Source organism: Streptomyces sp. TP-A0356 (genome assembly GCF_001417775.1).
Lineage (GTDB): Bacteria > Actinomycetota > Actinomycetes > Streptomycetales > Streptomycetaceae > Streptomyces.
The window spans coordinates 209,832-223,729 of record NZ_BBZJ01000016.1 but is presented as its reverse complement, the minus strand read 5'-3'; the positions used below and the strand labels follow the sequence as shown (position 1 = coordinate 223,729).

General features: G+C 70.6%; 12 protein-coding genes. 6 read left to right on the top strand and 6 right to left on the bottom strand.

The annotated features are described in order from the left end of the window. The first annotated feature begins 37 nt into the window (after positions 1-37). Positions 38-1,174: a TerD family protein gene (locus ASC56_RS42975; RefSeq protein WP_055491265.1), complete on the top strand. Its 1,137-nt coding sequence runs from the start codon at positions 38-40 to the stop codon at positions 1,172-1,174. A 274-nt stretch (positions 1,175-1,448) separates the two neighbouring features. After that, entirely contained in the window at positions 1,449-1,736 is a 288-nt protein-coding gene (gene tatA / locus ASC56_RS11775) for a Sec-independent protein translocase subunit TatA (RefSeq protein WP_055491264.1), read from the top strand. 16 nt (positions 1,737-1,752) lie between these two features. Here the strand turns inward: tatA and ASC56_RS11770 are convergent, their stop codons facing one another. Continuing rightward, the gene (locus tag ASC56_RS11770) at positions 1,753-1,983 is read right to left on the bottom strand and encodes a hypothetical protein (RefSeq protein WP_055491263.1); all 231 of its coding nucleotides are present in this window, start codon (positions 1,981-1,983) and stop codon (positions 1,753-1,755) included. Between the two features lie 190 nt (positions 1,984-2,173). On the opposite strand from ASC56_RS11770, the gene ASC56_RS11765 reads away from it, so the two are divergent. Beyond that, positions 2,174-2,425 carry a DUF6400 family protein gene (locus ASC56_RS11765; protein ID WP_055491262.1) on the top strand — a complete coding sequence of 84 codons (252 nt, stop codon included), beginning with the start codon at positions 2,174-2,176 and terminating at the stop codon, positions 2,423-2,425. 240 nt (positions 2,426-2,665) lie between these two features. Here ASC56_RS11765 and ASC56_RS11760 read toward each other — a convergent pair whose 3' ends face one another. The 5 genes from ASC56_RS11760 to ASC56_RS11740 form a co-directional block, all read right to left on the bottom strand. Then, positions 2,666-4,117 carry a cytosine permease gene (locus tag ASC56_RS11760; protein WP_234376932.1) on the bottom strand — a complete coding sequence of 484 codons (1,452 nt, stop codon included), beginning with the start codon at positions 4,115-4,117 and terminating at the stop codon, positions 2,666-2,668. 206 nt (positions 4,118-4,323) lie between these two features. Continuing rightward, positions 4,324-5,742 carry a cell wall metabolism sensor histidine kinase WalK gene (locus ASC56_RS11755; RefSeq protein WP_055491260.1) on the bottom strand — a complete coding sequence of 473 codons (1,419 nt, stop codon included), beginning with the start codon at positions 5,740-5,742 and terminating at the stop codon, positions 4,324-4,326. Further along, a complete protein-coding gene (locus ASC56_RS11750; RefSeq protein WP_055491259.1) occupies positions 5,723-6,397 on the bottom strand; it encodes a response regulator transcription factor in 675 nt (224 codons plus the stop codon). Before ASC56_RS11750 ends, ASC56_RS11755 begins: the two co-directional genes overlap by 20 nt. Positions 6,398-6,400: 3 nt before the next feature. After that, complete coding sequence (locus ASC56_RS11745) at positions 6,401-7,153, bottom strand: LmeA family phospholipid-binding protein (protein ID WP_159039635.1); 753 nt, start codon at positions 7,151-7,153, stop codon at positions 6,401-6,403. A 230-nt stretch (positions 7,154-7,383) separates the two neighbouring features. Then, positions 7,384-9,561 (bottom strand): MMPL family transporter, encoded by a 2,178-nt coding sequence (locus tag ASC56_RS11740; protein WP_055491257.1) that lies wholly within the window; start codon positions 9,559-9,561, stop codon positions 7,384-7,386. A 316-nt stretch (positions 9,562-9,877) separates the two neighbouring features. Between ASC56_RS11740 and ASC56_RS11735 the strand changes: the two genes are divergently transcribed. Genes ASC56_RS11735 through ASC56_RS11725 form a run of 3 tightly spaced genes read left to right on the top strand, consistent with a single transcriptional unit; the run spans position 9,878 to position 13,889 of the window. After that, positions 9,878-11,008 carry an ABC transporter substrate-binding protein gene (locus ASC56_RS11735; RefSeq protein WP_055491256.1) on the top strand — a complete coding sequence of 377 codons (1,131 nt, stop codon included), beginning with the start codon at positions 9,878-9,880 and terminating at the stop codon, positions 11,006-11,008. A 6-nt stretch (positions 11,009-11,014) separates the two neighbouring features. Then, positions 11,015-12,760: an iron ABC transporter permease gene (locus ASC56_RS11730; protein WP_055491255.1), complete on the top strand. Its 1,746-nt coding sequence runs from the start codon at positions 11,015-11,017 to the stop codon at positions 12,758-12,760. Further along, positions 12,753-13,889 carry an ABC transporter ATP-binding protein gene (locus tag ASC56_RS11725; RefSeq protein WP_055491254.1) on the top strand — a complete coding sequence of 379 codons (1,137 nt, stop codon included), beginning with the start codon at positions 12,753-12,755 and terminating at the stop codon, positions 13,887-13,889. The genes ASC56_RS11730 and ASC56_RS11725 overlap by 8 nt, the downstream gene beginning before the upstream one ends. The last annotated feature ends 9 nt before the right edge of the window (positions 13,890-13,898 follow it).

Genomic DNA, 13,898 nt, shown 5'->3' with positions numbered 1-13,898 from the left:
TGAATGAGGCGGGCCGGAGCAGGAGCAGAGGAGTCCCATGGGTGTCCCCTTGACCAAGGGCGGCAATGCGTCGCTGAGCAAGCAGGCTCCCGGCCTGACTGCCGTGACGGTCGGGCTGGGCTGGCAGACGGACTCCGCCGCGGGGCCCGACTGCGAACTGGACGCCAGTGCGCTGATGTGCGACCGATCGGGAAGGGTCCTGTCGGACCGGCACTTCGTCTTCTTCAACAACCCGAGCAGCCCGGACGGTTCGGTGCGTCTGTCCGGACCCGGCGGCTTCCCGGCCACCGGAGAGGACAGGCAGCGGATCGAGGTCGACCTGGTCCAGGTCCCGCCCGAGGTCGAGAAGATCGTCTTCCCGGTGTCCCTCTACGACGCGCAGGTCCGCGGACAGAGCTTCGGACTCGTTCGCAGGGCCCACATCCGCGTCATCGACCGGGACGGCGGCAGCGAACTCACCCGCTACGACCTCGCGACCGCGGGCTCCGCCACGGAGACGGCGCTCGTCTTCGGGGAGTTGTACCGGCACGGCGCGGAGTGGAAGTTCCGTGCCGTCGGCCAGGGGTACGCCTCCGGCCTTGCGGGCATCGCCACCGACTACGGCGTGGACGTCCTGCGCGACGCCGCGGGCTCCGCACCGGCCGCCACCGCCCGGGCCGAGGTACCCGCACCCGCCCAGGCGGCGTACGCGCAGCCCGTCGCCTCACCCACTCCGACCGTCGCCGTGCCTCAGGCGCCGACGATCGCCGCATCACCGCAACCGACAGGGAGTTCTTCCGTGACCTGCTTCTTCGACCCCAACCACGGCCCCGGCATGTCGTCGGTGACGTGGTCCCCGCAGTGGGGCGTACCCCGGCCGATCCAGGCCTGCGGCAGCTGTGCGCAGCGGGTGCAGACCACGCCCCCGCCGTACTACATGCCGCCCCAGCAGGGCTATCCGCAGCCGGGCTACCCCGCGCCGGCGCCGCAGGGCTACCCGCAGGGGGGTTACCCGCAGCAGGGCTACCCGTCCCAGCCCGCCGACCACTCGCAGCAGCACGGCGGCGGACGGCGGTTCGGCGCGGGAGCGCTCATCGGCGCCGGTGCGGCCGGTCTGGTCGGCGGCGCACTCCTCAACGAGGCGTTCGACGACGACGAGCCGGAAGTGATCGTCAACAACTACTACGAGGACTGACGGGTCCCCGCCCCGCTGGCGCCCGTCCGCGTTCCCTCGCGGCCGGGGCCGGCGCGCGGTCGACCTTCGCGGGGGTCGGGCAGTTGGCGGCACGCACCGAAGCGTCCGCGGCCTGGGGCGGGTTGTGACCTCGGGCGGGGTGGGGCGGGCCCTCGCCCAAGAGGACGAACCACACCACCGAACGCTTGTACAGTTGCGCAAAGTGGTAACTGTCGCGGATGGTGGGACGCGTCCGGCGGGCACCATGGCCCGCCGAAGAGAAGGGACGAGTGGGATGCTCCGCAACGGACTGGAACCCTGGCACCTGCTGATCGTGGCGATCGTGCTCATCGTGCTGTTCGGCTCCAAGAAGCTCCCCGACGCCGCCCGCGCGCTCGGCAAGTCGATGCGCATCCTCAAGAGCGAGGCGAAGGCGATGAAGAGCGACGGTGCCGAGCAGCCGTCGACGGCGTCCGCCCCGTCCGCCGATGCGGCCGACCAGCCGGCGCAGCGGATCATCAAGTCCGCTCCCGGCGAGACCGCGCCCGCCCCGTCCGCCACGGAGAGCAGCACGGCCGGCTGAACCTCGCGGTGGCCCGTCAGGGGCTTGCCGCGTCGTAGCCGTAGCGCAGGGGCTCGCTGTGCACCTTCAGGTCCCGGCGGTAGATGTACAGCGCCTCGGCGCGCATCCCCTCCGGTGGAGAGCTCACCTCGCAGGGGTAGGTGACCTGCAGGGCCCTGGGCCGGTGGGTGACCTGCACGCGCAGTCCGTCCGCGGGGCCTCCGTGGAGGGTCGCACTCTCCAGACCCGTCGTACCGCTCGTATCCATGGCTAATACTTTAGCAGTTACGCAAGTATTGAACTGTTGATGGGCCGCCTAGCTCGGTCTGATCGTCCGGTGGGGCGGGCCGGGGCTTGTCCGCGTGACCGGGATCTCCCGACGGCTGTGTCCGGAAATGCGGACATCCCTGATAGAAATGTCGAATAGCTGTCCGGTTTCAATGCAGGAAAGCCCGCTCATGGCCCACGAGAACACCCCCGACCATCACATATTCGAGATGGATCTCACCCTCGACGAAGCGCGTCGGCGGGCGGAGTTCCTCGCGGCGATGGGACCCGACTGGGACCCGATGGTGGCGTTCGAAGAGGAGAACGCGGCGTACCGCATGCTCTACTCCGGCCTCGACGACCGGCAGCAGGAGATCTACGACCGGCTCGTGGCCGCCGGAGTACTGCCCCCCGACCTCGGAGGCGGTCGTGCTTCCGATTGATCCCCACGCCGACCGGGCGCGCCGAGCCTGGCTCCGCTGCCCGCAGTGCCGGGACCATGAAGGCTGCGAGATCTGCCAGGCCGGACGGACATGCCCGCATCACTGGCGGTATCTGCTGGGCAACGTGGCTCATGTGGTCCACCTGCAGTGCCCGAACTGCACCCATATCTGGTCCCAGGACACAGCCGCCTGACCGTCGGCGCGGAACCATCGCCGACGGTCCCTGGCGGGCGGCGGCCGTCACGGTTCGCGATGCTCGTGCGCCGCCCGTTGCAGTTCCTCCGCCTCGGTCTCGGCCAGCCGCCGCTCGGCTGCCACGTCGATCGACCGGGTCAGCAGCCAGTAGAGCAGCGCGGCGACCGGCAGCCCGACGAACAGGGAGATGTCGGCTCCGCCGAGCGCGCTTGCGGCGGGCCCGACGTAGAGCTTGTCGACGGAGAAGAACGGCACCATCACGGCGAACCCCACCAGGTACGCGATGATGCCGTGCCGGCCCCAGCGCCCGTAGACCCCGTGCGGATCGAAGATCTCGGCGATGGCGTAGTGCCCACGGCGCACGACGTAGTAGTCCATGAGGTTCACCGCGGTCCACGGGATGAACAGGTAGAGCACCAGCAGCAGGAAGCTGTTGAAGTCCTGGAGGAAGTGGGAGGTCGCGGCCAGCGCCCCCACCAGGGAGAGCGCCGCGGTGAACCCGATGGTCACCAGCCGTACGGCGAGCGTCGGCCGCACCTTCTTGAAGGAGTCGACGGCGCTGATGAGCGTCAGCGACCCGCCGTACATGTTGAGCGCGGTGACGGACACCAGGCCCAGGGCGGCGAACAGCAGTACAACCGCCCCGAACCCGCTGAACACCTTGTCGCCCGCGGCCCTGATCGACCGGATCGCGTCGAAGTCCTTGCCCGCCCAGGCGGCGAGCAGCGCCCCGAGAACCATCAGCCAGATGCCGCCGAGCGCCGACCCGAAGTAGGTCCAGTAGAAGGTCTTGCGGACGGTCACGTCCGGCGGGAGGTAGCGCGAGTAGTCCGAGACGTAGATGGCCCAGCTGATCTGGTAGCCCGCGGCGACGCCGAACTGGGCCAGGAACGGGGTCCACTTGAAGCCGCCGAGGTCGAACGAGCCTGGCGGGTAGTGCAGGTGGACCAGGACCCCCACGGTGAAGACCCCGAAGACCACCAGGAAGGTGTACGTCAGGACGCGCTCGGCCCGATGGATGATGTCGTAGCCCACCAGCGCGATGACGAGCGCGAGCACGGTGACCACCACCACCCACAGCTTGACGCCCCCGTGCACCGTGGTGTGCAGCGCGTCCCCGGCGAGGATGGTGTTGAAGACGTTGAACCCGGCGTACTGCACATAGGCGAAGAGCCACACCAGAAGCGCCCCGACGTAGCCGAACTGCGGCCGCGACTGGATCATCTGGGGCAGCCCCAACTGGGGGCCCTGGGCCGAGTGGAAGGCCATGAAGAAGGTGCCGACGACGGTGCCCGCCACGATCGCGATGAGCGACCAGAGGAGATTGCCGCCCTCGGTGATGCCGATCAGCCCGACCGCCAGCGTGGCGATCTGCGCGTTCGACATGAACCAGAGGGGCCCCAGATGCCACAGCTTGCCGTGCCGCTCGTCCAGCGGGACGTAGTCGATGGACCGGATCTCCAGGCCCCGCACCTGCGGTTCTGATCGTGTGCTCACGGCCCCTCCCGGGTGCGTCGCGGACCTGTGCGCAGGCAGGTGCGCTGTCTCGCCCAGGGCGCTTCTGACGGAGATCCGTCAGAGGGGCCCTGAGGCAGGGAGCCTGGTTTCAGGAGTATCTCGATGCCCCGCATGATGTTCAAGGACGGGGCGCCTGTTCGTGGCAGAGCGCACCGCCGATGCGACCAGCGCCGCTGTCCTGATCCTCAGTGGGATCCGGGCCGGGAGGCGGTGTCTGACGACAGCGTGGGCAGCAGGACGGTGAAGGTGGCTCCCGGTCCTTGGCCGCCGCGCGCGGGCTCGGCGTAGGTCTCCTGGACGGTGAGGGAGCCGCCATGGGCGGTGGCGATGTCCCGGACGATCGGAAGCCCGAGTCCCGCCCCGGTGGCTTCGCCCGCGTGTCGGGTGCGGGCGCTCTGCAGGCGGACGAACCGGTTGAAGATCCGTTCGCGGTCCTCGACCGGAATGCCGGGGCCGTCGTCCGCGACGGCGATGACGGCCGTGTCCGGGGCTTGGGTGGTGACGGTGACGTCGACGTGTTCGTGGGCGTGGCGGTCGGCGTTGTCGAGGAGGTTGCGGATCAGGCGCGTGAGCTGGTCGGGGTCGCCGAGGACGTGGACGTCCTCGGCGCGGTGGAGGGTCACGGGGACCTGTGAGGGCGCGGCGTCGATGGCGGCCTGGACGAGGGCGGTGAGGTCGACGGGTTCGCGGCGGGAGACGAGGGTGTCGTCGTCGGAGCGGGCGAGGAGGAGGAGTTGCTCGACCAGCCGTTGCAGCCGGGTGGTCTCGGTGACGGCGCGCTCGGCGAGTTCGGGCCAGGGGGCGCGGTCGGGGTGGGCGAGGCCGACTTCCAGGGAGGTGCGCATGGCCGCGAGGGGGGTGCGCAGTTCGTGGGAGGCGTCGGCGACGAAGCGGCGTTGGCGGGAGGCCGAGGATTCCAGGCGGTCGAGCATGGTGTTGAGGGTGTGGGTGAGGCGCCCGATCTCGTCGTTGCCGGCGGGTTGGGGGATGCGGCGGTGCAGGTCGCTGCCGGTGATCTCGGCGGCTTCGGCGCGGATGCGCTCGACGGGGCGCAGGGTACGGCCGATCAGCAGCCAGGACATTCCCACGGCGCCGACCAGGACCAGCGGGAGGGCGTAGAGCAGGTGGCCCTGGAGGTCGCTGGTCAGCAGGGAGAGCAGTTCGGTGGAGCCGCCGACGTAGATGACGACCGGGGTGGTGCCGGAGACGTGGCGCTGGGCGATGACGCGTTCGTCGACGTGGGCGGCGGTGGAGGCGGGGGAGATGCGGGGGGTGGTGCTGCCCGGGGGCAGGGTGTAGCGGGCGGGTTGGCCGGCGACGTTCGCGGTGGAGGCGAGGACGGTGCCGGAGACGTCGACGACCTGGGCCCAGGCTCCGAGCCCGCCTGGGGGGGAGGGCAGCGGTTTGGGCCAGGTGCCGTTGGTGCCGGAGCGGGAGATGCTGTCGGCGTAGGCGTTGAGCGTGGTGGTGACGTTGCCGCGTACGGCGTGTACGACGCTGAAGAGCAGCACCGCGGTGGCCAGGGAGACGGCGACGGCGATGGCGAGGGTGGCCAGCGCGGTCAGTCGCAGGCGCAGGGAGCGGCTAGGGGCGGTGCGGATCAATGCGGTACCCCGATCCTCGGACCGTCTCGATGATGCGGTGGGTGAACGGCTGGTCGATCTTCCGGCGCAGGTTGTGGATACGGACCTCGACCACGGCGGGGTCGCCCGCGGCGGCGTCCCAGCAGTGTTCCAGCAGTTCGCTCTTGGGCACCGCCCGCCCGTCCGCGCGCAGCAGGTACTCCAGGACGGAGTGTTCACCCGGGGTGAGGGCGATGGCTCGTCCGGCCCGCTGGACGGTGCGGGTGGAAGGGTCCAGGGTCAGGTCGCCCGCCGTGAGGAGGGCGGGCCGCGGGGCGGCGGCGCGACGCAGCAGGGAGCGGATGTGGGCGAGCAGGACCGGGTAGGAGAAGGGCTTGGTGAGGTAGTCGTCGGCGCCCAGGTCCAGGCCTTCCGCCTGGTCGAGGTCGGCGTCCATGGCCGTGAGCATGAGGATGGGTGTCCAGTTTCCGGCTTCCCGCAGGCGGGAGCAGATCTGGTAGCCGTCGAGGCCGGGGAGCATCACGTCCAGGACGATCAGGTCGAAATCGTGCTCGGTGGCCTCCCACAGGCCCTCGGTCCCGTCGGCGGCGAGTACGACGGCGTAGCCCTCGGCCCGCAGACCCCAGGTCAGGGAGGCGCCGAGGGCGTCGTCGTCTTCGATCACGAGGATGCGCATGGTTCAAGCCTGAGTGGTCGCCGCGCACCCCGCGCCCCCGGGGCTGCCCGCCGAGCCGACCAGGCTGCTGGTCCCCGGGATGGCGAGCTGCAGGGCGAGGCCGGTGTGGTCGGGGCGGGCTGAGGTCAGTCGGGCTCCCGCAGGCAATCCTGCCAGGGAGACGGTGTGGGGTCTGAGGCTCGCGGCCAGGCCGGCGCCGCCCGGTGTCTTGGTGAGGGCGCTGACGGGCAGGGCCCGGCCGAGGATCGAGACGGTGGCCGGGGTGAGGGTGATGCTGTGTGCGGTGGTGGTGATGCTGCTGGCCACGGTCACCGGCAGGCCGAGACTCCCGACGGGGCCGGTGAGGGTCAGGTCGTTGCCGTCCGTGCCCAGGTTCAGGCGGGTGGCCGCAGCGCCCAGGTGCCGGCCCAGGGCGGCGTAGGGAATGGTGGCGGTGGCGCTGCCGCCGGTGGTCGAGCCATGGGTGGTGACGCCGTGCAGGGTGGCGGCGACGTTGCTGAGCCGGATGCCGGCGCGTTGGACACCGTCGGCGGTGATGCGGACGGTGCCGAGGGTGCCGGTGAGCGTGTCCAGGCCGGCCAAGGGGTCGGTGAGTCGGGCAGTGACCGCTCCGGTGGGGTGGAGCTTGCAGCGGGTGGCCTGGACGATGCGCTGTTGCGCGGTGTCGGCGACCAGGGTGTCGGTGATGCCGACGGCGGTCGCGCCGGCCGCTGCCAGAGCGGCAGCGATGATCACTGGGGTGCGGCGGAGTTTCATCGTCAGGGCTTCCTGTCCGGGGGCGGGACTCCGGGAAGGCGCGGACCCCGGCACAGGCGCCGCGTCGCGCCGGTGCCGGGGGTGCCGCTCACGGCACGAGGTGGGTGGGATACGGCAGCGCCGATGCCCTGCTCGGGTTCAGGGAGGCGCTCCCTGCGTGGATCAGGGAGGTGCTCCCTGCGTATGGATCTGGGAGGTGCCGGGGCCGTCGGTCACGAGGACTCGTTCGCTCAGGCCCGCAGTTGCGGCAAGGCACCGGTGCGGTCGAGGAGATCGTCGTCGTGGTCGTCGAGGTCCGGCCGCTCGACAGGGGCCGCAGGCTTGATCCACAGGGCCTTGGCGGCCCAGGCGGGCAGGTACCAGTTGGCCTTGCCGAACAGGACCACCAGGGCGGGGGTGAGCAGGGTGCGCACCACCACGGCGTCGATGAGGACACCCGCGGCCATGCCGGTGGCCATCATCTTGACGGTCACGTCGGGGGCGGAGGACAGCGAGAGCAGCGCCAGGAAGAGGATCAGGGCGGCGCTGGTGACCAGCCGTCCGGTGCGGGAGATGCCCTCGACCACGGCCCCGTTGGTATCGCCGGTGCGGTCGAAGGACTCGCGGACGCGGGCCAGGATGAACACTTCGTAGTCCATCGAGACGCCGAAGAGGAAGCCGAACAGCAGCATCGGCACCAGGGGGCTGATCGACCCGGTCGCGGGGATCCCCCACAGGGCGTTGGAGCCGTAGCCGAGCTGCCAGACCAGCACCAGGATGCCGTAGGCGGCGCCGACGGAGAACACGTTGAGGGCGACGGCCTTGGCGGGCAGCAGCAGCGATCGCATGCCGCGGGCCAGCAGCACGAAGGTGACCAGGGCGACGACTGCCAGCAGCACGGGGAGCCACTGGGTCATGATGTGCGTGACGTCGGTGTTCTGGACGTCTTCGCCGCCGATCAGGGCGTCGTGCGGGGCGGCGGCGCGCAGGTCGGCCACGACGGACCCGGCGTGGGAGGTGCCGACCTCCGTCTTGGGCAGCCCCATGACCACCGAACTGCCGGTGTGGTGCCAGGCGGGGGTGTCCGCGACCAGGATGCCGTGCATCGAGGGCAGGGCGCGCAGGGTCGCGGCGGTGGCGGCGGGATCCGTGCCGGCGGGCAGTTCGATGGGAGCCGAGGTCAGTACGCCGGTGGGGAAGCCGTCGTTCTGCAGGGCCACCAGGGCCCGCTGAGCGGGGCTGGTGGGGGAGAGCGAGGTGACGGCAGGCTGGTTCATGTTGATGGTCAGCCCGAAGGCGCACAGCGCACCGAGGATGGCGGCGCCCGCGGCGGCGGCGATCTTGGGCCGCTTGACGATCGCCTTCGCGGTGTTCGTCCACATCGTTCCGGGGCCGGTGTTCTTGCGCTTGCGCAGCCGGATCCTGTCCATGCGCGGTCCGGCGGTGGCCAGCAGCAACGGGACGACGGTCAGTGCGACCAGGGCGGCGATGGAGGGAATGAACAGACCGGACATGCCCACGCCCTGCAGGAAGGAGACGGGCACGACCATGAGCGCGAACAGGCCGAGGGAGGCGATGAGCGCACTGAACGCGACCGAGTGCCCGGCCTTGTGCAGCGAGCGCAGCACCGCCTGCTTGTTGTCGGCTCCCGCGTCGCGCTCCTCGCGCCAGCGGTTGACCAGCAGCAGGGCGTAGTCGACGGAGAGGCCGAGACCCAGCAGGGCGACGATGAACTGAACGGAGGGGTTGATCGCGATGCTGGTGGCGTAGGTCAGGCCCCAGATGGCCAGTTGCATGGTCAGCACCGAGATGATCGCCGAGATCAGCGGCAGGACGGCCAGCGCGGACCCGAAGACCCAGGCCAGAACGATGAGCGCCAGGCCGATCCCCACGAGGATCTCGCTCAGCACGCTGCCGCCGGAGCCACCGCCGCCGGAGCTGAGCTGCTCGACACCGGTCACCTGGACGGTCGCCCCGGGAACGGCGTGGCTGATCGCGGAGCCCATGGCGTCCGTCACCTGCTGCGGCACCGGGTCACCCATGCGCGGAGGATAGACCATCACCAGGGTGGAGGTCCCGCCGGTGCCGACCAGCGAGCGGTCCCCGGTGTTGGCGTAGGACAGGTCGCGCACCTGCGGCAACGAGGCGGCGACCCTGTCCGCGGCTGCCAGGCCGGCCTTCACCGTCGGACTGTCCACGGTGGTGCCGTGCGGCAGGCCGACCACCAGCACGCTGGGCCGGGCCGCGACCCCGCCGTACTCCTTCTGCAGGGCCTGGTTGGCGGTGTAGCTGGCGGCGCTGATCGTGGTGCCGCTCTTGAGGCGGCCGGACACGTGCGGCGCCATGAGCACCCCGACGACGGTGACGGCGACCCAGGCCACGGCCACCCAGATCCGGTGCCGCATCACGAATGCGGCGAAGCGTTGCATGACTGGATACCTCCAAGAGCGGGTGGGGTCCGCAGTCGCGGACCTCTCACGCGTGCCGAAGGTAGGAAGCCGAACCTTTCGATTCGCTTAACGGGCCGCCCTCGCGCAAGCGCCTCGTTTCGGGCAGGTTGGTGGCCGGTGACTCGCAGGTCTCGTCTGCCCCGGACAGCCCAGACCCACCGACGCCGAGCTACGCCATAGCAAACAGCGATCCGCACAGCCCACCGCCATTCCTTCAAACAGCCCACTGTCATCCCTTCAATCTGCATCGCAAGCGTGATGCTATAGCATATTGACTATTAGAGAGGTCATCGCTATGCGCCCCAAGTCCTCCCGCTCCGCCGTCCGGCTGGCGCTCGCCGCACTCGTGGCGGGTGCGGCCGTCGCGGGCTGTTCGACGAGCGGCTCCACCACCCCCACGACCGTGTCGTCCGCGCCGCCGGCGTCCCCGGCGCGGGCCGCCGATCTGGTGACCCGGTCTCACGGTGAGTCCGGGCTGATCGTCTACGGCAACACGCCCGCCGCGGCCATGAAGCCCCTGCTGGACGCCTTCACCAAGGCCTATCCGTGGATCAAGCCGGCCTACTCGCAGCTGTCGGACAGTCAGGTGTTCAGCAAGTACCAGTCCGAGCACGCCCAAAGCGCCCGCAGCGCCGACCTGTTGATCTCCGAATCGATCCCGCAGTTCCTGCAGGGCAGGCAGAACGGTCTGTTCGCGAACGTCGTCCCGCAGGGCATGGACAAGTTCCCCGCCTTCACCGACCAGGGCCAGGGCGTGTACGTGATGTCGCCCGAGCCGGTGCTGGTGACCTGGAACACCAAACTGGTCCCGGGGGCCGAGAGCCCGACCAGCTATGCCTCCCTGGCCGCGAAGGTGAAGGCCGACCCGTCCCACAACCCGCTGGTCAGCTATTCCCCCAACAACCCGCTCGGGTACGAGGCGGTCTACGGCCTGACCCACATCCTGGGCGCCGACACCGTCTACCGTCAGCTCGACACCTTCGGCCCGCACACCAAGACCTTCGACGAGGGCCTGGACGGTCTGCAGCACCTGGTCCAGGGCGGCGCCTCGGTCGGCTGGCTCTCCAGCGGTCTCGCCCAGGGCGTCGTCCCCCAGTACAAGGGACTGATCAAGTACGGCTACATGAGCGACGCCACCCCGCTCGTCCCGCGCCTGATCGCCCAGACCTCCGGCGCCGCCTCGCCCGCCTCCGCGCAGCTGTTCCTCGACTTCGTCTTCAGCGAGAGGGGCCAGCAGGTCATGTGCGCCGCCGGGATGGAGGCGTCGATGAACGGCTTCAAGCCCGCCACCGGCTGCACGGCGGACCTCATCGATCTGGCCAAGCACGTCCCCGCCGCGAAGACCTACCTGGTCCCGGTGTCGCAGGACGTCGTCGACCAGCAGAAGTCGATCACCGACCACTGGAACAAGGCCCTCGGTCGCTGACCCGCCATGACACCCGACACGTTCCCGGCACAGCTCGCCCCGCTGCGACGCGACCGGCGCCGCCTCGCTCCCGCCGCCCCGGGCCAGTACCTGGTCTGGGCCCTGGTCGCCGTGCCGGCCCTGGCGCCGCTGGTGCCGCTGGTCTACACGTCGCTGCTGTCCAAGCCGTACTACCTGCCCGGCGGTGTGCTGAGCGTCGACGCCTACCGGCAGCTGTTCACCGACCCCGCCTTCCGTACCGCGGCCCTGAACACCGTCCTCTTCGCCACCTGCGCCACCACGGCCGCGGTCGCGCTGGGCGCCGCCTTCGCCGTCCTGGTCACCCGCACCAACGTCCCGGGGCGGCGCCTGCTCGGACCCGCGCTACTGGCCCCGCTGCTCATCCCCCCGCTCGGCCTGATCGTGGGCTGGGAATCCCTGTACGGACCGTCCGGCTACCTCACCCAGCTGTGGCACAAGAACCTGCACCTGCCCGTCTGGAATCTCACCTCGCTCCCGGGCATGTCGACGCTGGGCGCCGTGCTCACCCTCCCCATCGCCTATCTGACCTGCAAGGCCGTCCTGGAAGGCGCCGACGGAACCCTGGAGGACGCCGTGCGTGCCTCGGGCGGCGGCACCCTTCTCGTGCTGCGCACGGTGACCGTGCCGACGCTGCGCACCGCGCTGCTCGACAGCGGGATGCTGATCTTCACCCTCTGTCTGGAGGTGCTCGGCATCCCGCTGTTCCTGGGGCGGCCGGCGAACATCCAGTTCATCGCGAGCTACCTCTACGACTCCTGGTCCAACAGCCCCGTTCCCGACCCGCCGATCGTCTCCGCCGGAGCGATCCTGCTGCTGGTTGTGGTCTCCGGCATCCTGCTGCTGCGCGGACGGCTGCTGCGCCACTCCGCCCGCTACACCGCCGGCGCCCGCGCCACCCCACCCGCGCACCCGATGGACCTGGGCCGCTGGCGCGCGCCGGTCATCGCCGCCTCGGCCGCGTTCGTCGCGCTCACGTCGGTGATCCCGCTGCTGGGTCTGGCGCTGATGTCCAGCGTCACCTCCCTGACCACCCTGGTCGCGCCCTGGCACCTGTGGACCGGCGACAACTGGCGGCAGATCTGGACCGACCCCACCCTGCACCGGGCCATCACCGACAGCCTGACCGTGGCCGCGATCGGCAGCGTCGTCACCGTCGCCCTGGTCGCCCTGGCCACCGTGATCGCCCACCGCTCCGGGTTCCGGCTCCGGCGCACCCTGCCCGCGCTGCTGGTCTATCCGCGGGCCACCCCCGGCATCGTGTTCGGGGTCGGCTTCTTCTGGCTGTTCCTCATCGTGGACTGGCCCGGCGCGATGCTCCGCACCAGTCTGTGGGGCGAACTCGTCGCGCTGTGCGTGCGCAACATGACCCTCTCGTACGTCATCCTCGCCCCGGCCCTGGCCCGCCTCAGCCCCGAGTTGGCCAAGGCATCCGCGGCCTCGGGCGCCGGCTGGTGGACCACCACCCGCCGCATCACCCTGCCCCTGCTGCGCCCCGCGCTGCTCAGCGCCCTGGTGCTGATGTTCGTGACCCTGATCAGCGACTACGACCCGGTGGTCTTCCTGAGCAAGCCCGGCACCGAGCTCATGGGGACCACCATGCTCCAGACCTGGTCGAAAGGGCTGCCGGGCCCGGTCGCCGCCCTCGCCCTGGTCCAAGTCCTCCTGGTCGCCCTTGCCCTCGGCCTCGGCCTGGGCTGGACCCTGCGCAAGAAAGCCCGCCGCCATGCCTGAGATCACCGTCCGCCGGCTCAGCCAGACCTTCGGGACCGCCAAGGTCCTCGACCAGGTCGACTTCACCGTCCCCGACGGTCGTTTCGTGACCCTGCTCGGCCCCAGCGGCTGCGGCAAGACCACCACGCTCATGTCGATCGCCGGGTTCCACACCCCCGACGCCGGCACCATCGCCCACGGCGACCGCGTGCTGTTCGACGCCGCGGGACGCAATCTGCCCGCCGAGCAGCGCGACCTCGGCGTCGTCTTCCAGTCCTACGCGCTGTGGCCGCACCTGACCGTCGCCGAGAACGTCGCCTTCCCGCTCAGGATCCGCAAGGCCGGGCGCATCGAGATGAAGCACCGCGTGGCCGACATCCTCGAACTGGTCGAACTCGTTCCCCGTGCCGACGCCTATCCCCACGAGCTGTCGGGCGGACAGCAGCAGCGGGTCGCCCTGGCCCGCGCGCTCGCCCACGGCCCCCGCGCGCTGCTGCTGGACGAGCCGTTCTCCAACCTGGACGCCAGGCTCCGCGACCGCGCCCGCGAATGGCTGGGCGAGCTGCAACGCGACCTCGGCATCACGACCGTCTTCGTCACCCACGACCAGACCGAGGCGCTCGCCATGAGCGACCGCGTCCTGGTCATGAACCGCGGCCGCATCGTCCGCGCCGGCACACCCGAGGACGTCTACCAGCGCCCCGGCAGCCGTTTCGTCGCCGAGTTCCTCGGCCGCTGCACCTTTCTCACCGGCACCGCCCGCAAGCTCGACGGCTCCGCGTGGCTCCTGGAGGCCCCCCACCTGCCCGGCGGCCTGCCCTTCCACGCGCTCACCCCGCCGCCGCCCGGACCGGTCACGCTCGCCCTGCGCCCCGAGTCCCTCCTCCTCGACACCCCCGCCGCCCCTGGCGCACCCACCTGGCAGGCGGCGATCACCCGTGCCACCTTCCTCGGCGACCACTATCTCTACACCCTCCGGGTCGGGCCTCACGAACTGCAGGCCCTCAGCCCCCGGCGGCTGCCCGAGGCCACCGTCCAGGTCACCGTCGCCCCCGAAAGCGCCACCGTCGTCACCGACGATCCCGACCACTTCCCCATCGAGGACCCGGCGCCGTCCACGCCCCTGGACACGTTTGACAATGTGCTGTAGCACATATCG